This window comes from Enterobacter sp. SA187 (assembly GCF_001888805.2).
GTDB lineage: Bacteria > Pseudomonadota > Gammaproteobacteria > Enterobacterales > Enterobacteriaceae > Enterobacter_D.
Genome location: NZ_CP019113.1, coordinates 2046992 through 2066733, shown reverse-complemented (window position 1 = coordinate 2066733; position 19742 = coordinate 2046992). Strand labels below are relative to the sequence as shown.

At 55.9% G+C, this 19742-nt stretch carries 14 protein-coding genes, 2 tRNA genes and 3 rRNA genes; 13 read left to right on the top strand and 6 right to left on the bottom strand.

The genetic code is table 11. From position 1 onward, the window contains the following. Positions 1-7: 7 nt before the first annotated feature. The 7 genes from BMF08_RS09820 (at position 8) to BMF08_RS09790 (ending at position 7593) form a co-directional block, all read left to right on the top strand. Positions 8-922 (top strand): thioesterase domain-containing protein, encoded by a 915-nt coding sequence (locus tag BMF08_RS09820; protein WP_072567419.1) that lies wholly within the window; start codon positions 8-10, stop codon positions 920-922. Next, entirely contained in the window at positions 919-2079 is a 1161-nt protein-coding gene (locus BMF08_RS09815; protein WP_072567418.1) for a hypothetical protein, read from the top strand. Before BMF08_RS09820 ends, BMF08_RS09815 begins: the two co-directional genes overlap by 4 nt. Beyond that, positions 2076-2756: an ABC transporter ATP-binding protein gene (locus tag BMF08_RS09810; RefSeq protein WP_072567417.1), complete on the top strand. Its 681-nt coding sequence runs from the start codon at positions 2076-2078 to the stop codon at positions 2754-2756. Before BMF08_RS09815 ends, BMF08_RS09810 begins: the two co-directional genes overlap by 4 nt. Next, positions 2753-4147, top strand: a complete 1395-nt coding sequence (locus BMF08_RS09805) for an ABC transporter permease (RefSeq protein WP_072567416.1) — start codon at positions 2753-2755, stop codon at positions 4145-4147. Before BMF08_RS09810 ends, BMF08_RS09805 begins: the two co-directional genes overlap by 4 nt. A gap of 21 nt (positions 4148-4168) precedes the next feature. Further along, complete coding sequence (locus tag BMF08_RS09800) at positions 4169-4960, top strand: outer membrane lipoprotein-sorting protein (protein ID WP_083580885.1); 792 nt, start codon at positions 4169-4171, stop codon at positions 4958-4960. Further along, on the top strand, positions 4957-6207 hold the full coding sequence (locus tag BMF08_RS09795; protein WP_072567414.1) for a hypothetical protein: 1251 nt from the start codon (positions 4957-4959) through the stop codon (positions 6205-6207). Before BMF08_RS09800 ends, BMF08_RS09795 begins: the two co-directional genes overlap by 4 nt. 78 nt (positions 6208-6285) lie before the next feature. Continuing rightward, positions 6286-7593 carry an MFS transporter gene (locus tag BMF08_RS09790; RefSeq protein ID WP_072567413.1) on the top strand — a complete coding sequence of 436 codons (1308 nt, stop codon included), beginning with the start codon at positions 6286-6288 and terminating at the stop codon, positions 7591-7593. A gap of 166 nt (positions 7594-7759) precedes the next feature. Here BMF08_RS09790 and BMF08_RS09785 read toward each other — a convergent pair. The 6 genes from BMF08_RS09785 to gmhB form a co-directional block, all read right to left on the bottom strand. Further along, positions 7760-7836 (bottom strand) — tRNA-Asp (locus BMF08_RS09785). 54 nt (positions 7837-7890) lie between these two features. Continuing rightward, a 5S ribosomal RNA gene (gene rrf / locus BMF08_RS09780) occupies positions 7891-8006 on the bottom strand. Between the two features lie 93 nt (positions 8007-8099). Further along, a 23S ribosomal RNA gene (locus BMF08_RS09775) occupies positions 8100-11005 on the bottom strand. Positions 11006-11214: 209 nt separating this feature from the next. Continuing rightward, positions 11215-11289, bottom strand: a tRNA-Glu gene (locus tag BMF08_RS09770). Positions 11290-11374: 85 nt separating this feature from the next. Then, positions 11375-12914 (bottom strand): 16S ribosomal RNA (locus BMF08_RS09765). The 16S, 23S and 5S rRNA genes sit together here with 2 tRNA genes alongside, the layout of an rRNA operon. Before the next feature lie 376 nt (positions 12915-13290). Then, positions 13291-13851 (bottom strand): D-glycero-beta-D-manno-heptose 1,7-bisphosphate 7-phosphatase, encoded by a 561-nt coding sequence (gene gmhB / locus BMF08_RS09760; RefSeq protein ID WP_072570795.1) that lies wholly within the window; start codon positions 13849-13851, stop codon positions 13291-13293. Between the two features lie 190 nt (positions 13852-14041). Here gmhB and metN point away from each other — a divergent pair, with 190 nt between their 5' ends. The 6 genes from metN (at position 14042) to proS (ending at position 19621) form a co-directional block, all read left to right on the top strand. Beyond that, the gene (gene metN, locus BMF08_RS09755) at positions 14042-15073 is read left to right on the top strand and encodes a methionine ABC transporter ATP-binding protein MetN (RefSeq protein WP_072570793.1); all 1032 of its coding nucleotides are present in this window, start codon (positions 14042-14044) and stop codon (positions 15071-15073) included. Then, complete coding sequence (locus tag BMF08_RS09750; RefSeq protein ID WP_072570759.1) at positions 15066-15719, top strand: methionine ABC transporter permease MetI; 654 nt, start codon at positions 15066-15068, stop codon at positions 15717-15719. The genes metN and BMF08_RS09750 overlap by 8 nt, the downstream gene beginning before the upstream one ends. Before the next feature lie 43 nt (positions 15720-15762). Continuing rightward, the gene (locus tag BMF08_RS09745; protein WP_072570757.1) at positions 15763-16578 is read left to right on the top strand and encodes a MetQ/NlpA family lipoprotein; all 816 of its coding nucleotides are present in this window, start codon (positions 15763-15765) and stop codon (positions 16576-16578) included. Between the two features lie 107 nt (positions 16579-16685). Continuing rightward, positions 16686-17090, top strand: a complete 405-nt coding sequence (gene rcsF / locus BMF08_RS09740; protein ID WP_072570755.1) for an Rcs stress response system protein RcsF — start codon at positions 16686-16688, stop codon at positions 17088-17090. Further along, a complete protein-coding gene (gene tsaA, locus BMF08_RS09735) occupies positions 17087-17791 on the top strand; it encodes a tRNA (N6-threonylcarbamoyladenosine(37)-N6)-methyltransferase TrmO (RefSeq protein ID WP_072570753.1) in 705 nt (234 codons plus the stop codon). The genes rcsF and tsaA overlap by 4 nt, the downstream gene beginning before the upstream one ends. A 111-nt stretch (positions 17792-17902) precedes the next feature. After that, entirely contained in the window at positions 17903-19621 is a 1719-nt protein-coding gene (gene proS, locus BMF08_RS09730; RefSeq protein WP_072570751.1) for a proline--tRNA ligase, read from the top strand. Positions 19622-19742: the final 121 nt, after the last annotated feature.

The window sequence follows — 19742 nt, the reverse complement described above, 5'->3', positions numbered from 1 at the left end:
ATGAATAATGGGTAAGACCAACGCCACCGTGCGGCCATCGCTGTTTCTGGTTCACGCCGGGGACGGCAATATTTCACACTACACCGGCCTGACGCCGCTGTTGCGGCCTTATGCCGACGTCTATTACCTGCAGGCCTCCGGCATTGCGGAAGGCACCACGCCGCTCGACAGCGTGGAGGAGATGAGCGCTTACTATCTTCAGGCGGTACGCAGCACGCAGCCCAGCGGGCCTTATTTTATCGGCGCTTACTCTTTCGGCGCGCAGACCGCCTTTGAGATGGCGCGACAGCTGGCCTGCGCCGGGGAAAAAGTCAGCCTCTGTTTTATCGACGCCTTCTGTATTTATGACGTTCCGCCGCCGTCGGAAAAACTCTATTTCCAGATGTTCCTGCGCGATTTTCTCGGTCTGGTATCCGCGGAACGCCCGCTGCTGCGCCTGATCCCGCAATGGGGGAAAACCCTGGCGGCGGGCGTGCTCGGCTCGCTGCTCGGCCTGGTGCCTGCCGGTCCACGCTGGAAGGCGCTGGAATTTATCAGCTATCGCGTCGGCGGGCGGAGCTGGCGGCTCAGTCCGCAGCAAATCCAGCGCACGCTGGCTACCTATATCAGCATCAATAACGCCGTCATGCGCTACCGGCCGCAGACCTGCCCGGTCAGGCTGCTGTTGCTGCGCGGCGAGCGCAATCGCATCGACTGGTTTTCTCATCTCTCGCTGCGGCTGCTGGGCGATGAAACGCTGACCCAGGCGATGAACCAGTTCCGGCAAAACCTGCAACAGCGCGACTACGGCTGGGGACAATTTACCGCCGCCGTGGAAGTGCGCCGCGTGAACGCTAACCACTATGAAATGCTTAAACATGACGCTCTGCCGCAGGTTGCGGCGAGCATGATCGACTGGCTCAGGGAAGAAGCATCGTTATGAATACATCCCGGTTTTTAATCAGCGGCTTTCGCTTTCCCTTCGCCGCCTGGTTTGCCCGTTCGTTACAGGAGGCCGGTGCGCAGGTGACGGCTATCGACAGCAACCGCGCCGCGCTTTCAAAACTTATCGCGCCGGACGTGCCTTTCATTCGCCTGCCCTGTTTACGCGCCCATCCGCAGCGTTTTCTTGAGGCGGTAAACCGGCTGGCGCAACAGGCCCCGGCGACACGCCTTATTCCGATGTTTGAAGAGAGCTTCTGGCTGGCGCGGCAGCATGCCCTCGGGCGGCTGGATCCGTCCATCGAACTCTTTGCCCTGTCGGATACGCTGATTACCCGTTTGCACAGCAAATACGAGGTGCTGGCGCTGGCGAAAGATGCGGGGCTGATTACGCCGCGCACTGAGGTGGTGGGCAGCGTGGCAGACTGGCGCCGCTTTTCTGTCGATTATCGCGCCCCGCTGCTTAAACAGGAGTTTTCCAGCTTCGGTCATGGGGTATTCATGGATCCGTCCATCCCCCAAATGGAAGCGCAACTCACCCGCCGCGATGGCGGCCGCTGGCTAATCCAGGAAAAGCTGATCGGTCGTGAACTTTGCACCTACAACCTCGCGCATAAGGGTAAACTGCTGGCCCACGCCTGCTATCTGCCCCGCCACCGCTGGAAACAGAGCGCGGCCTTCGGCTTTGAGGCGCTGCGTCACCCTGATGTCGAAGCCTTCTGCCGCCGCTTTATCGCTCAGCATTCCCTCAGCGGCCAAATCAGCTTCGATCTGATGGAGACGCGGGACGGCCTGGCCATCGTAGAGTGTAATCCGCGCGCCACCAACGGCCTGCTGTTGCTGGATAACGCCGGGGCCAGGCTGCTGAACGCCCGGGATGCCGACGCGCCCGTACTGCTGCCCGATGAGGGGGATATCCGCAGCTTTCATTGCATGCTGCGTTCAAAAGCGCGTTTCGCCAGCGCCGAACAGCGTGCCGACACGGCACGGGAGATCGCCCGCAGTCGCGATATGTTCGCCGGGGTTTCCGCGCCACGGCTGATGGCGGCCATGAGCCTGCACATGCTGGATATCACGCAAAATATGCTGCGCTGGCGGGTGCCCGCGCGTTTTGCCTCGGTGGCGGACATCAGCTGGCAGTACCGGGAGGCACTATGACCGCCGTCACCCTGAGCAAGGTTGCAAAATATTATCAGATGGGCCGGGAGCGGGTAGCGGCGCTGAGCGACGTCAGCCTTGCGATCCCTGCGAACCAGTTTTCCGTGCTGGCGGGGCCTTCCGGCAGCGGTAAAAGCACGCTGCTCAATCTTATTGGCTGTCTCGACAAGCAGGACGACGGCGAGATTTATCTGCACGGCGAGTCGGTGCGCGGCTGGTCCGATCGCCAGATGACCGCGTATCGCGCCACCCACATTGGTTTTGTGTTCCAGAACTTCAACCTGCTGCCGGTACTGACCGCCGGGGAGAACATCGAATACCCGCTGCTGATGTGCGGCATGAAGCCGGCGCAACGCCGCGCGCGCGTGGCCCGCCTGATTGATGAGGTCGGGCTGGCAGGTAAAACCGACGCCATGCCGGGGGAATTATCCGGTGGGCAACGTCAGCGGGTGGCGATCGCCCGCGCGCTGGCGCATACCCCAAAACTGGTGCTGGCAGACGAGCCGACGGCGAATCTGGACAGCGCCACCGGGCTGCAAATTATCCTGCTGATGCGCAGGCTCCAGCACGAGCACCAGACCACCTTTGTTTTTTCCTCGCACGATCCGCAGCTCATCGCCCATGCCGACAGGGTCTTTACCCTGAAAGATGGCCAGTTAGTCCGGGAGGCGTCATGAAATTGCTGCGTCTGGCGTTACGTAATCTGCGGCGTAATGGTCGCCGTACCCTTTCAACGCAGCTGGCGCTGACCATCGGCACCGCCGCGCTGTTGCTGTTCGGCGGTTTTGTCAGCGACATCGCCAGCGGGCTGGAAACCGCCTATGTGCAGCGCGCGGGCCATCTGCAACTTCACCGCGCGGGATATATGGCGCTCGGCAGCGGCAATCCCACCGCCTTCAGCATTGCCGACAGCGATCGGCTGATCGCGACTCTCGAAAACGATCCGCTGTTAAAGCCAATGCTGCGCGTGGTGACGCCGGTGCTGGATACCGGCGGGATCGCCGGTAATTTCCTGCGCCAGACCTCCACCCAGGTGATGATCAGCGGCGTGATCCCTGACGAGCAAAACCAGTTGCAGCAGTGGAATGACTATAACTACCCGATCACCACACCGTCCTACCCGCTGGCGGGCACCGGGGAGAACAGCGCGCTTATCGGTACCGGCGTTGCCCGGATCCTCGGACTGTGCCATACGCTGAAGCTGGAGGACTGTCCGCCGCCGTCGGCTGCCGTGGCAGATAACGAGGCCGCCGCCGTGCTGGATGAGGATATCGCCGCGCTTGCCAGTCAGCAGACGCAAAGCCTGGCGCAACAAACCGACCGCCAGGTAGATGTGCTGACCACGCGTCTGACCGGCGCGCCTGATATTGCGCGGCTAACGGTGATCGATGCCCTAAACCAGGGCTTACAGCCGCTGGATAACGTCTATCTGGCGATGCATCTGTCGACAGCGCAACGGCTGGTCTTCGGCGCAGGAGACCGTCGCGTGACCGGCATTATCATTCAGCTTGCGCACACCGATCAGATTGCCGCCGCGCGGGCGCGGATCGACATGCTGATGGCGACCTCCTTTGCCGATCAGCGCCTGGAGCTGCATGACGTTTTCGAGCTTAACCCGATGCACGGTCAGATTATGCATATGTTCGATACCTTTTTTGGCCTTGCGTCGCTGCTGGTGGGTATTGTCGCCATGTTCATGATCGGCAACACCATGAGTATGGCGGTGATGGAGCGCACCACGGAAATCGGCACGCTGCGCGCCATGGGCGTACAGCGTAGCGGCGTGATCGGCCTGTTTGTCACTGAAAGCCTGCTGATGGTGCTGCTGGGCTGCGGCGCGGGCATTGCGCTGGCGCTGACGGGGGATGCAGCACTGCGCCTGTTCTCCCTGCGCTGGGTGCCGCCGGGCATGACCTATTCAGTGCCATTACTGGCGAACGTGGCGAGCCATCCGGCGCTTATCGCGCAGGTCAGCCTTGGCGCGGCCTGTCTGGCCGTATTCGCCGTCGGCTTTGCCGCAAGACGGGCGGCCGGTCTGAACATTATCGATGCCCTGCGGCATGTCTGAATCAAACGAAAGGAAAAGTGTATGTTTTTTACAAGGAAGCGCGCTCGCCTGATGGTCTGCGGCCTGTTGTGTTATCTGCCAGCGGCCTTTGCCGCCCAGGATCCACAGGCGATCCTCTCTGCCAGCGATGCGATCCGTAACCCGACGCAAAGTTTTTCACTGACCACTCAGTTGCTGGATTATCAGAACGGCAAACAGAAAGACGCCACCACGGTGATCGTTTATTCCCGTCCGGATCCGCGCAGCGGTCAGTACCGCAGTCTGCTGCGCTTTACCGCGCCGGAGCGCGATGCCGGTAAGCTGATGCTTAAACAGGATCAGGACATCTGGTTCTATGAGCCCGCCAGCAAAGCGAGCGTGCGTATTTCGCCGCAGCAGCGCCTGCTGGGACAGGCAGCCAATGGCGATGTGGTATCCACCAATTTTGCCGCCGACTATAAAGCCACGGCCCAGGCGGAAGAAGTCATTGAAGACGGCCACCGTAAGCAGCAGGTCAGCATCCGCCTGACGTTAAAGGCCAGCACGCCACAGGCGGTCTATCACCACATTGAGCTGTGGGTGAAAAAAGAGGGCTGGGATCCGATCAAAGCGCAGTTTTACAGCGAGAGCGAGCGCCTGCTGAAAACCGCCTGGTATCGCCGTTATCAGCAACAGCTGGGGGCATCGCGTCCGACTGAAATCGTGATCATTGACGGACTGGATCCGCAGCTCGTCACTATTATGCGCAATCAGGATTATCACTTTCGTGACATCCCGGAACGCTGGTTCCAGCGCGACTATCTGGTCAACTTCCGGGCAGATGCGACGCCATGAAACCGTTCATCATTGCTTCAGCCTGCGGGCTGTTAATGGCAGCGGGGGCGCAGGCTGATGACAGTTCGCTGGCGGCGCTGGCGCTGGCGGACGAAGCGGCTGTTGAATCAGCCGCGCCAAAAGCCTGGCGTTTGCAAATCGACGGCGCGGCGGGCTATCAGAACCGTGACGACGGACAGAGCCGCTACTGGCGCGGCTCGGAGCAGTTCAGCCTCGACAGCGGCCTGACCGACACCCTGCGACTGGTGTTTCGCGACCGGCTGGATCACCTTGATACCGCTGGCCTGACGGGCCACCACACCATAAATACCTGGCAGGAGGGTTACCTGAACTGGCAGCCCGTGGAAGGGCTGGCGTTGGATGCCGGACGGATCAACATCCGCAACGGCGTTGCGACTGGCTATTCGCCGACCGACTGGTTTCGCGATGGCGCAACCCGCGTCGTTACCGATATCGATCCGACCAGCCTGCGGCAGAATCGTCAGGGCAGCGTGATGCTGAACAGTCAGTGGCTGTGGGACAGCGGCGCGGTGTCCCTGCTCTGGTCGCCGCGCCTGTCGCAGGAAAGCAGCACCGCCTCCTTCAGCGCGGATTTGGGCAGCACCAATAACCAGCACCGTGGACAGCTGAGTTACAGTCCACAGATAAACGACCGGCTCAAGCCACAGTTTCTGGCGCTCTTCTCCGAAGACGAAGCTTTGCAGACGGGCGTCAATTTAAGTCTGTTGCTGAATGACAACACGACGCTCTATGCAGAGTGGGCGGGAGGCAAACAGCAGGATCAGTGGGACAAAGCCTGGCAACGGGATACCGCCGGGCATTTTCGCTCACAGCTGGCCGTCGGAGGAACCTTTACCTCCGCCAGTAAAATCTCGCTGACCGCTGAGTATCAGTATAACGAAGCCGCCCCCAACCGTGACGAATGGGAAAAACTCAGGACGTCGCCTCCGGCTATGCAGGCCGCTTATAGCGCTTATCTCGTCCGTTCACAGGAAATCGCCACCCGCGAGGGGATCTTCTTCTTTTTTAACTGGCAGGACAGTCTGATGGATAAGCTGGATGTGAACGCCATGGTTCGTCTTGATCAGGTTAACGACAGCAATCTGTACTGGGGCGAATTTCGTTACCACTTTACGCGCTGGGATACGGCTGTGCAGTGGCAGCATTATTCACCTGGCAAAGATACGCTCTATGGCGCAGCGCCATTCGACACGCAGCTCAATTTACTGTTCACGCTTTATCTGTAATCACCCAAACCGCCCTGCCTTATTTATTCCCGGACAGGACGGTGCTCTTTAACATAATCATCTTCAAGGAAAATTAACATGGACGACAATCGTCTGGCTATTTCTGACGTAATCAATGCGGCGCCGCTTTCCGCGCTCCAGATAAGAGTGCTGCTGTTATGCTGCATTATGGTAGTGCTGGATGGTTTTGACGCCGCTGTTATTGGCTATATTGCGCCGACGCTCACCAAAGCCTGGCACATTTCGCCGCAGCAACTGGCTCCGGTGTTTGCCGCCGGATTATTTGGCATGTTCGCCGGGGCGACCGGGTTCGGAATTCTTGCGGACCGGTACGGCAGAAAGATCATTCTGATCTTAAGCCTTATGATCGTGGCGACCGGCACGCTGGCGACCATCCTGACCGATTCGGTGATGGAAATGACGGTGTTACGCTTTATCACAGGGATCGGCATGGGCGCTATTCTGCCCAACAGTATTACGCTTGCCTCAGAGTATTCTCCGTCACGCAGCAAAATATTGTTAGTGACCCTGAGCTATTCCGGTTTTACGCTGGGACTCGCAGCGGGAGGCTGGATCGCCGGGATCATTTTACCGATCTTTCAGTGGCATGGTCTGCTACTGGTGGGAGGCCTCGCTCCGCTTATTCTGATCCCGATAGCGATAGTCTGGTTGCCGGAATCCCTCTGCTTTATGGCGGGCCGCGATCGATACCGTAAAAAGCTCAACCATATCGTCAGCAAAATAACGGGCATAAAAAACGAGACGGTCTGTTATATCAATAACGAAACCGTGCAGGTGTCCTCGCCGGTTGCGGCGCTTTTCCATAGAGACACTATCCGCGTTACCCTGGTGCTGTGGTGCGCCTTTTTTGCCTTTATGTTTGTGTTTTATCTGCTGACCAGCTGGCTGCCGCTGATCCTGTCGAAAAGCGGTTATCCAGTGGCAGAAATGACCCATATCGCAGCTATGTTGCCCCTGGGCGGAGTGCTGGGCGGGATCGTAATGGCGACATTGCTGGATCGTTTATCGAGCCTGCATGTACTGACAGTCGCCAGCGTTATCGCCGCGATCACGTTAACCTTAACCGGCGCGCAGCTTGCGCATCCGCAGGCATTACTGGCGGTGATATTTGTGCTGGGCTTTACCCTGACCGGAACGATGAACAATCTGAGCGTGCTTGCTTCAACTTTCTACCCGACCCATGCCAGGGCAACGGGCGTCAGTTGGGCATTAAGCGCAGGCCGGGCAGGTTCTATTTGCGGATCGTTGTCAGGGGGATTGCTGTTCAGCCAGGCACAAAGTCTGTCAGATGTGTTTATCTGGCTGGCATGTCCTGTTGCGGTGGCGTGTTTGGCGCTGGCGCTGGCGGGAAACAGGAAGGGTTAATCAGACGGTAATGAGATGACCAACGGTGAGGTAATACCGTTGGTCATTTGCCTCAACGCCGTAATACGCAGGGTTGCAGTGGGTTTTCTACAGACGAAAAAAAACCGCATCACCTGAGTGATACGGTTTCTTTCGCAAAGACGTTAAAAGACGTCTTATAAATAAGTGGCGGAACGGACGGGACTCGAACCCGCGACCCCCTGCGTGACAGGCAGGTATTCTAACCGACTGAACTACCGCTCCACCGAATTTCTTTACAACTACCGGCTGTCACCCCGGTTTACTGCTTAATTTGATGCCTGGCAGTTCCCTACTCTCGCATGGGGAGACCCCACACTACCATCGGCGCTACGGCGTTTCACTTCTGAGTTCGGCATGGGGTCAGGTGGGACCGCCGCGCTAGTGCCGCCAGGCAAATTCTGTTCGTCTAACGCCTTAAGGCATTAAACAGTAATCTGTATCAGCTGAAAATCTCTCAAATCACGCCAAAACATCTTCGGCGTTGTAAGGTTAAGCCTCACGGTTCATTAGTACCGGTTAGCTCAACGCATCGCTGCGCTTACACACCCGGCCTATCAACGTCGTCGTCTTCAACGTTCCTTCAGGACTCTCAAGGAGTCAGGGAGAACTCATCTCGGGGCAAGTTTCGTGCTTAGATGCTTTCAGCACTTATCTCTTCCGCATTTAGCTACCGGGCAATGCCATTGGCATGACAACCCGAACACCAGTGATGCGTCCACTCCGGTCCTCTCGTACTAGGAGCAGCCCCCCTCAATTCTCCAGCGCCCACGGCAGATAGGGACCGAACTGTCTCACGACGTTCTAAACCCAGCTCGCGTACCACTTTAAATGGCGAACAGCCATACCCTTGGGACCTACTTCAGCCCCAGGATGTGATGAGCCGACATCGAGGTGCCAAACACCGCCGTCGATATGAACTCTTGGGCGGTATCAGCCTGTTATCCCCGGAGTACCTTTTATCCGTTGAGCGATGGCCCTTCCATTCAGAACCACCGGATCACTATGACCTGCTTTCGCACCTGCTCGCGCCGTCACGCTCGCAGTCAAGCTAGCTTATGCCATTGCACTAACCTCCTGATGTCCGACCAGGATTAGCTAACCTTCGTGCTCCTCCGTTACGCTTTAGGAGGAGACCGCCCCAGTCAAACTACCCACCAGACACTGTCCGCAACCCGGATTACGGGTCCACGTTAGAACACCAGCCATTAAAGGGTGGTATTTCAAGGATGGCTCCACGCAGACTGGCGTCCACGCTTCAAAGCCTCCCACCTATCCTACACATCAAGGACCAGTGTTCAGTGTCAAGCTATAGTAAAGGTTCACGGGGTCTTTCCGTCTTGCCGCGGGTACACTGCATCTTCACAGCGATTTCAATTTCACTGAGTCTCGGGTGGAGACAGCCTGGCCATCATTACGCCATTCGTGCAGGTCGGAACTTACCCGACAAGGAATTTCGCTACCTTAGGACCGTTATAGTTACGGCCGCCGTTTACCGGGGCTTCGATCAAGAGCTTCGCGTTGCCGCTAACCCCATCAATTAACCTTCCGGCACCGGGCAGGCGTCACACCGTATACGTCCACTTTCGTGTTTGCACAGTGCTGTGTTTTTAATAAACAGTTGCAGCCAGCTGGTATCTTCGACTGGTTTCAGCTCCGTGAGCAAGTCACTTCACCTACGCACCAGCGTGCCTTCTCCCGAAGTTACGGCACCATTTTGCCTAGTTCCTTCACCCGAGTTCTCTCAAGCGCCTTGGTATTCTCTACCTGACCACCTGTGTCGGTTTGGGGTACGATTCTGTGTTACCTGATGCTTAGAGGCTTTTCCTGGAAGCAGGGCATTTGTCACTTCAGCACCGTAGTGCCTCGTCATCACGCCTCAGTGTTAAAGTGAACCGGATTTACCTGGAACACACACCTACACGCTTAAACCGGGACAACCGTCGCCCGGCCAACATAGCCTTCTCCGTCCCCCCTTCGCAGTAACACCGAGTACAGGAATATTAACCTGTTTCCCATCGACTACGCCTTTCGGCCTCGCCTTAGGGGTCGACTCACCCTGCCCCGATTAACGTTGGACAGGAACCCTTGGTCTTCCGGCGAGCGGGTTTTTCACCCGCTTTATCGTTACTTATGTCAGCATTCGCACTTCTGATACCTCCAGCAGACCTCACAGTCCACCTTCAACGGCTTACAGAACGCTCCCCTACCCAACAACACATAGTGTCGCTGCCGCAGCTTCGGTGCATGGTTTAGCCCCGTTACATCTTCCGCGCAGGCCGACTCGACCAGTGAGCTATTACGCTTTCTTTAAATGATGGCTGCTTCTAAGCCAACATCCTGGCTGTCTGTGCCTTCCCACATCGTTTCCCACTTAACCATGACTTTGGGACCTTAGCTGGCGGTCTGGGTTGTTTCCCTCTTCACGACGGACGTTAGCACCCGCCGTGTGTCTCCCGTGATAACATTCTTCGGTATTCGCAGTTTGCATCGGGTTGGTAAGTCGGGATGACCCCCTAGCCGAAACAGTGCTCTACCCCCGAAGATGAGTTCACGAGGCGCTACCTAAATAGCTTTCGGGGAGAACCAGCTATCTCCCGGTTTGATTGGCCTTTCACCCCCAGCCACAAGTCATCCGCTAATTTTTCAACATTAGTCGGTTCGGTCCTCCAGTTAGTGTTACCCAACCTTCAACCTGCCCATGGCTAGATCACCGGGTTTCGGGTCTATACCCTGCAACTTAACGCCCAGTTAAGACTCGGTTTCCCTTCGGCTCCCCTATACGGTTAACCTTGCTACAGAATATAAGTCGCTGACCCATTATACAAAAGGTACGCAGTCACCCCATAAAGAGGCTCCCACTGCTTGTACGTACACGGTTTCAGGTTCTGTTTCACTCCCCTCGCCGGGGTTCTTTTCGCCTTTCCCTCACGGTACTGGTTCACTATCGGTCAGTCAGGAGTATTTAGCCTTGGAGGATGGTCCCCCCATATTCAGACAGGATACCACGTGTCCCGCCCTACTCTTCGAACTCACAACATATGCATTTTTGTGTACGGGAGTATCACCCTGTACCCTGCGACTTTCCAGACGCTTCCACTAACACACATGCTGATTCAGGTTCTGGGCTCCTCCCCGTTCGCTCGCCGCTACTGGGGGAATCTCGGTTGATTTCTTTTCCTCGGGGTACTTAGATGTTTCAGTTCCCCCGGTTCGCCTCATGCCACTATGTATTCATGACATGATAGTGCAACGGATTGCACTGGGTTTCCCCATTCGGGTATCGCCGGTTATAACGGTTCATATCACCTTACCGGCGCTTATCGCAGATTAGCACGCCCTTCATCGCCTCTGACTGCCAGGGCATCCACCGTGTACGCTTAGTCGCTTAACCTCACAACCCGAAGATGTTTCACTTCTGATTGCGAAAATTTGAGAGACTCGAACACACCGTTTTTCTTTTCTTATTACGGAGAAAAGAAACAGCGTGTCGTTTCAATTTTCAGCTTGATCCAGATTTTTAAAGAGCAAATATCTCAAACGAGACCCGGAGGTCTGTTTTGAGATACTGATTGGTTGTGCCTTTCACTCACACCCAGCAAGTGGCGTCCCCTAGGGGATTCGAACCCCTGTTGCCGCCGTGAAAGGGCGGAGTCCTAACCGCTAGACGAAGGGGACACGAGGTGTCACGACTTCGCAGCCGTCTTGCTCATTACGTTCATCAGACAATCTGTGTGGACACTGCAAGGCAGGTTCTTTCAGGTAAGGAGGTGATCCAACCGCAGGTTCCCCTACGGTTACCTTGTTACGACTTCACCCCAGTCATGAATCACAAAGTGGTAAGCGCCCTCCCGAAGGTTAAGCTACCTACTTCTTTTGCAACCCACTCCCATGGTGTGACGGGCGGTGTGTACAAGGCCCGGGAACGTATTCACCGTGGCATTCTGATCCACGATTACTAGCGATTCCGACTTCACGGAGTCGAGTTGCAGACTCCGATCCGGACTACGACATACTTTATGAGGTCCGCTTGCTCTCGCGAGGTCGCTTCTCTTTGTATATGCCATTGTAGCACGTGTGTAGCCCTACTCGTAAGGGCCATGATGACTTGACGTCATCCCCACCTTCCTCCAGTTTATCACTGGCAGTCTCCTTTGAGTTCCCGACCGAATCGCTGGCAACAAAGGATAAGGGTTGCGCTCGTTGCGGGACTTAACCCAACATTTCACAACACGAGCTGACGACAGCCATGCAGCACCTGTCTCAGAGTTCCCGAAGGCACCAAAGCATCTCTGCTAAGTTCTCTGGATGTCAAGAGTAGGTAAGGTTCTTCGCGTTGCATCGAATTAAACCACATGCTCCACCGCTTGTGCGGGCCCCCGTCAATTCATTTGAGTTTTAACCTTGCGGCCGTACTCCCCAGGCGGTCGACTTAACGCGTTAGCTCCGGAAGCCACGCCTCAAGGGCACAACCTCCAAGTCGACATCGTTTACAGCGTGGACTACCAGGGTATCTAATCCTGTTTGCTCCCCACGCTTTCGCACCTGAGCGTCAGTCTTTGTCCAGGGGGCCGCCTTCGCCACCGGTATTCCTCCAGATCTCTACGCATTTCACCGCTACACCTGGAATTCTACCCCCCTCTACAAGACTCAAGCCTGCCAGTTTCGGATGCAGTTCCCAGGTTGAGCCCGGGGATTTCACATCCGACTTGACAGACCGCCTGCGTGCGCTTTACGCCCAGTAATTCCGATTAACGCTTGCACCCTCCGTATTACCGCGGCTGCTGGCACGGAGTTAGCCGGTGCTTCTTCTGCGGGTAACGTCAATTGCTGAGGTTATTAACCACAACACCTTCCTCCCCGCTGAAAGTACTTTACAACCCGAAGGCCTTCTTCATACACGCGGCATGGCTGCATCAGGCTTGCGCCCATTGTGCAATATTCCCCACTGCTGCCTCCCGTAGGAGTCTGGACCGTGTCTCAGTTCCAGTGTGGCTGGTCATCCTCTCAGACCAGCTAGGGATCGTCGCCTAGGTGAGCCGTTACCCCACCTACTAGCTAATCCCATCTGGGCACATCTGATGGCAAGAGGCCCGAAGGTCCCCCTCTTTGGTCTTGCGACGTTATGCGGTATTAGCTACCGTTTCCAGTAGTTATCCCCCTCCATCAGGCAGTTTCCCAGACATTACTCACCCGTCCGCCGCTCGTCACCCGAGAGCAAGCTCTCTGTGCTACCGCTCGACTTGCATGTGTTAGGCCTGCCGCCAGCGTTCAATCTGAGCCATGATCAAACTCTTCAATTTAAGTTTGATGCTCGTGAATTAAACTTCGTAATGAATTACGTATGTTCACTCCAGAGACTTGGTATTCATTTAGCGTCCGAAGACGTTTAAGAATCCATGTCCTTGAGTGCCCACACAGATTGTCTGATAAATTGTTAAAGAGCAGTTGCGACGCGCTTTAGCGCTCTGTCGCGAGGTGGCGTATATTACGCTTTCCTCTTTCAGAGTCAACCCTCAATTTCAGGATTTTTTCTCTTCAACCGAACCGGCTGTTTGTGTGAAGTGATTCACATCCGCCGTGTCGATGGAGGCGCATTATAGGGAGTCCGGACGGGATGACAAGCATAAAACTGCATTTTTGTTTCAACCGCTCACCTTTTCATCATAACGCTTATTTTTACTGCTTTTTGATTGCCGCAGGCAGGTCAGCAAGGCTATTTATCACCCAATCTGCTGCGTTTTCTGCTTCAGGCGTGACGGGTTTACCCGTGCGCACTAATACTTTATGACCCACACCTGCGGCAGCGGCAGCCTGCATATCTTCCAGTTTGTCGCCAACCATATAAGAAGCCGCCATATCAATGTGCAAAAAGTCGCGCGCTGAGATAAGCATTCCCGGCTGCGGTTTACGGCAATCACAAACCTGGCGGAACTCTTCCACGCTTCCTTCCGGATGATGCGGGCAGTAATAGATGCCATCCAGGTCGACGCCGCGATCCGCCAGCGACCAGTCCATCCATTCGGTCAGCGTTTCGAACTGCGCTTCGCTGAACTTACCGCGAGCGATGCCGGACTGATTGGTGACGACAACCAGCGCATAGCCCATTGCTTTCAATTCACGCATGGCATCTATTACGCCATCGATAAATTCGAAGTTATCACTCTCATGGACATAACCATGATCGACATTAATCGTGCCATCACGATCGAGAAAAATTGCGGGTACTGACTGTGCCACCGGTTTGCTCCTTTATATAAGACCTATGGCGCTAGTATCTCATGTTTCTGAACGCAAGAAAGTGCTCATCATACAGAGTTACATTGAAATAGACGTCTGGATGCCTTAACATCCGTTTTGTTTACGGTCATCGCCCGTATCCGGCAGAACAAAATGCCACGGCTAACTTTTAAACGATAAAAATAATCTAATGATTAAACTTTCGAATATCACCAAAGTCTTCCAGCAGGGGAACCGCACCATACAGGCGCTGAACAATGTCAGCCTGCATGTCCCTGCCGGTCAAATTTATGGCGTCATTGGCGCTTCAGGTGCGGGGAAAAGTACCTTAATCCGCTGCGTAAACCTGCTGGAGCGTCCGACGCAGGGCAGCGTGCTGGTTGACGGTCAGGATTTAACTGCCCTGACCGAATCCCAGTTAACCAAAGCCCGTCGTCAGATCGGCATGATCTTCCAGCATTTTAACCTGCTTGCTTCGCGCACCGTGGCGGGCAACGTCGCATTACCGCTGGAGCTGGACAACACCCCCGCCGCTGAAATCAAACGCCGCGTCACCGAGCTGCTGGAGTTAGTGGGCCTGAGCGATAAGCATGACAGCTATCCGGCGAATCTTTCCGGCGGTCAAAAACAACGCGTGGCCATTGCCCGTGCGCTGGCCAGCAATCCCAAAGTATTGTTGTGTGATGAGGCCACCAGCGCGCTGGATCCAGCAACGACCCGCTCCATCCTCGAACTGCTCAAAGATATTAACCGCCGTCTTGGTTTAACCATCCTCCTTATTACGCATGAAATGGACGTGGTGAAACGTATCTGCGACTGCGTGGCCGTGATCAGCAACGGCGAGCTTATCGAGCAGGACACCGTCAGCGAAGTGTTCTCGCATCCGAAAACGCCGCTGGCGCAACAGTTTATTCAGTCCACGCTGCATCTGGACATTCCGGAAGATTATCAGCAGCGCATGACGGCAGAGCCGGGCGCCACCAGCGTGCCGATGCTGCGTATGGAATTTACCGGTCAGTCGGTGGATGCTCCCCTGCTTTCTGAAACCGCACGCCGTTTTAATGTGAACAACAACATTATCAGCGCGCAGATGGATTACGCCGGTGGCGTGAAGTTCGGCATCATGCTGACGGAAATGCACGGCACACAACAGGATACGCAAGCCGCCATTGCGTGGCTGCAGGAACACCATGTAAAAGTAGAGGTGCTGGGTTATGTCTGAGCCAATGATGTGGTTACTGGCGCGGGGCGTCTGGGAGACGCTGGCGATGACCTTTGTCTCCGGCTTCTTTGGTTTTGTGATCGGGCTGCCGGTAGGCGTACTGCTGTACGTCACCCGTCCCGGTCAGATCAGCGAGAACGCAAAGCTGTATCGCAGCATTTCCGCGCTGGTGAATATTTTCCGCTCCATTCCGTTCATTATTTTGCTGGTCTGGATGATCCCCTTCACGCGCGTGATTGTGGGCACCTCCATCGGCTTGCAGGCGGCTATCGTACCGCTGACCGTGGGCGCAGCGCCCTTTATTGCCCGTATGGTTGAGAACGCCTTACTGGAGATCCCGACCGGACTTATCGAAGCCTCACGCGCGATGGGTGCCACGCCGATGCAGATCATTCGTAAGGTCCTGCTGCCGGAAGCCCTTGCTGGTCTGGTGAACGCGGCTACCATTACCCTGATCACCCTTGTGGGTTATTCCGCCATGGGCGGTGCTGTGGGTGCCGGTGGCCTGGGACAAATTGGCTATCAGTACGGTTACATCGGCTATAACGCCACCGTGATGAATACGGTGCTGGTACTGCTGGTGGTGCTGGTTTATCTGATCCAGTTCTCGGGCGATCGTATCGTCCGGGCTGTCACTCACAAATAACGTTATAAACAACACAATCGACTCTGAGAGTTAAGGAAATAGCATGGCGTTTAAATTCAAGACCTTTGCGGCAGTGGGTGCCCTGATTGGTTCTCTGGCCCTCGTGGGTTGCGGTCAGGACGAAAAAGATCCCAACCACATTAAAGTGGGCGTGATCGTCGGCGCTGAGCAGCAGGTAGCGGAAACCGCCGCGAAAGTGGCGAAAGAGAAATACGGTCTGGACGTGGAACTGGTGACCTTTAACGATTACGTGCTGCCGAACGAAGCGCTGAGCAAAGGCGATATCGACCTGAACGCCTTCCAGCACAAACCTTATCTGGATCAGCAGATCAAAGATCGCGGCTATAAGCTGACCTCCGTGGCGAACACCTTCGTTTACCCGATCGCCGGCTACTCCAAAAAAATCAAATCCATTGATGAGTTGCAGGAAGGCGCGCAGGTTGCCGTTCCGAACGATCCGACTAACCTGGGCCGTTCCCTGCTGCTGCTGCAAAAACAGGGTCTGATCAAACTGAAAGATGGCGTCGGTCTGCTGCCGACCGTGCTGGACGTGGTGGAAAACCCGAAAAACCTGAAGATTGTTGAACTGGAAGCGCCGCAGTTACCGCGCTCGTTAGACGACGCGCAGATTGCGCTGGCCGTCATCAACACCACTTACGCCAGCCAGATCAACCTGACGCCGGCGAAAGACGGTATCTTCGTTGAAGATAAAGACTCCCCGTACGTCAACCTGCTCGTATCCCGCGAAGACAACAAAGATGCGGAAAACGTGAAGAAATTCATCCAGGCTTACCAGTCTGATGAAGTTTACCAGGAAGCCAACAAAGTCTTTAACGGCGGCGCGGTTAAAGGCTGGTAATCGCTTTTTTCTGTAATATCCTTCAAGGCGGGCGTAAGCCCGCCTTGTCATTTCTGTACTCTCCTGTTTCAATACCTGGTAATGCCATTATTTACTGAGGATATATTATGCGCGCTTTACCGATCTGTTTACTGGCACTCATGCTGAGCGGCTGTTCCATGCTAAGCAGATCTCCCGTCGAACCGGCCAGGGGCACCGCTACAACCACAAAAACCGAGCCGGAAAAACCAAAAGCGCCGCGCGCGGCCCCGGTAAGAATTATCACCAATGCCGAAGAGCTGGTTGGTAAACCGTTCCGCGATCTGGGTGAAGTGTCCGGCGACTCCTGCCAGGCGTCTAATCAGGACTCCCCGCCGAATATCCCTACCGCACGTAAACGCATGCAGATTAACGCTTCTAAATTGCGCGCCAACGCCGTGTTACAGCACAGCTGTGAAGTTACCAGCGGCACGCCGGGCTGCTATCGTCAGGCAGTATGCATCGGTACTGCGCTTAACATTACGGCAAAATGAGTGCCTTTTCGTTTGAGCAAATAGGCGTTATCCGTTCGCCCTATAAAGAGAAGTTTGCCGTACCGCGCCAGCCAGGGCTGGTAAACAGTCGCGGCGAACTTCATCTTACTGCCCCATACAATCAGGCCGATGCTGTACGCGGCCTTGAGGCGTTCAGCCATCTGTGGGTGCTGTTTGTTTTCCATCAGACGATGGAAGGGGGCTGGCGGCCAACGGTGCGCCCTCCCCGTCTCGGCGGCAATGCCCGAATGGGCGTGTTTGCCACGCGCTCAACATTCCGCCCGAATCCGGTCGGCATGTCGCTGGTTGAATTAAAAGGCATTCGCTGCCAGAAAGATCAGGTCATTCTTGAGCTCGGCAGTCTGGATCTGGTCGACGGCACGCCAGTGATCGACATCAAGCCCTATCTGCCGTTCGCCGAAGCCTTACCCGACGCGAAAGCCAGCTATGCCCAGCTTGCGCCGCAGGCGAATATGCCGGTGTTTTTTACCGAAGACATTGCCCGGCAGTTAACGGCGCTGGAGCAGCGCTACCCTGCCCTGCGACAGTTCATCATCGATGTACTGGCCCAGGATCCGCGCCCGGCCTACCGCAAAGAAGAAGAGATGGGCAAAACCTATGCCGTATGGTTGCTGGACTTTAACGTACGCTGGCGCGTAACGCCGTCGGGATTTGAGGTCTTTGCGCTGGAATCGCGCTAATTTTAGTGCGCTCTCTTTTGGCATCATTGCCAGGCTGATAAACTAAACCACTTTTTTTGTGTCAGGCTCGTTTTGAGCCTGTGCTCATCGTCCAAATGGAACCGTAACTACATGCGTACTAGCCAATATCTGCTCTCCACTCTGAAGGAGACACCTGCCGATGCCGAAGTCATCAGCCACCAGTTGATGCTGCGCGCCGGGATGATCCGCAAGCTGGCCTCCGGGTTATACACCTGGCTGCCGACCGGCCTGCGCGTGCTGAAAAAAGTCGAAAACATCGTGCGTGAAGAGATGAACAACGCCGGTGCGATCGAGGTGTCCATGCCGGTTGTTCAGCCCGCCGATCTGTGGGTGGAAAGCGGCCGCTGGGAGCAGTATGGCCCGGAACTGCTGCGTTTTGTCGATCGTGGCGAACGTCCGTTCGTGCTCGGCCCGACGCATGAAGAAGTGATCACCGACCTGATCCGTAACGAGCTCAGCTCCTATAAACAGCTGCCGCTGAACTTCTTCCAGATCCAGACTAAATTCCGTGACGAAGTGCGCCCGCGTTTCGGCGTGATGCGCTCCCGTGAATTCCTGATGAAAGATGCTTACTCTTTCCATACCTCTCAGGAATCCCTGCAGGAAACCTACGACGCCATGTATGCGGCCTACAGCAAAATCTTCAGCCGTATGGGTCTGGACTTCCGCGCGGTACAGGCTGACACCGGCTCAATCGGCGGTAGCGCTTCGCACGAATTCCAGGTGCTGGCGCAGAGCGGCGAAGACGATGTGATATTCTCCGACAGCTCCGATTTCGCGGCCAACATTGAATTTGCCGAAGCGCTGGCCCCGAAAGAGCCGCGTGCCGCCGCGACGCAGGAAATGACGCTGGTTGATACGCCGAACGCGAAAACCATCGCCGAGCTGGTTGAGCAGTTCAATCTGCCCATCGAGAAAACCGTGAAAACCCTGCTGGTAAAAGCGGTCGAAGACAGCGCATATCCGCTGGTTGCCCTGCTGGTGCGTGGCGATCACGAACTGAACGAAATCAAAGCCGAAAAACTGCCGCAGGTGGCCAGCCCGCTGACCTTCGCCAGCGAAGAAGAGATCCGCGCGCTGGTTAAAGCAGGCCCTGGCTCGCTGGGTCCGGTTAACCTGCCGATCCCGGTAGTTATCGACCGTACCGTTGCCGCGATGAGTGATTTCTCCGCAGGCGCGAACATCGACGGTAAACACTACTTTGGCATCAACTGGGATCGCGATGTGGCGACGCCAGAAGTCGCGGATCTGCGTAACGTGGTGGCCGGCGATCCGAGCCCGGACGGTCAGGGTACGCTGTTGATCAAACGCGGTATCGAAGTGGGTCATATTTTCCAGCTGGGTACCAAGTACTCCGAAGCGCTGAAAGCCTCCGTACAGGGTGAAGATGGTCGTAACGTTACGCTGACCATGGGTTGCTACGGTATCGGTGTGACCCGTGTGGTGGCTGCGGCCATCGAGCAGAACCACGACGAACGCGGTATCGTCTGGCCTGATGCCATTGCGCCTTTCCAGGTCGCCATTCTGCCGATGAATATGCACAAATCTTTCCGCGTGCAGGAACTGGCAGAGAAGCTCTACAGCGAGCTGCGTGCGCAGGGCATTGAAGTGCTGATGGATGATCGTAAAGAGCGTCCGGGCGTGATGTTTGCAGACATGGAGCTGATCGGCATTCCGCACACTATCGTTATCGGCGACCGTAACCTCGACAGCGACGAAATTGAGTACAAATATCGTCGTAGCGGCGAGAAGCAGATGATCAAAACCGGGGACATCCTGCCGTATCTGGTCAAGGCGATTAAAGGCTGAGGATTATTATTGCCCGGCGGCGCAGGCTTGCCGGGCCTACATAAGCTCATGCAGGCCGGGTAAGACGCAGTCGCCACCCGGCAAACGACAGCCCGGTCACGTTAACCTGACCGGGCTTTTT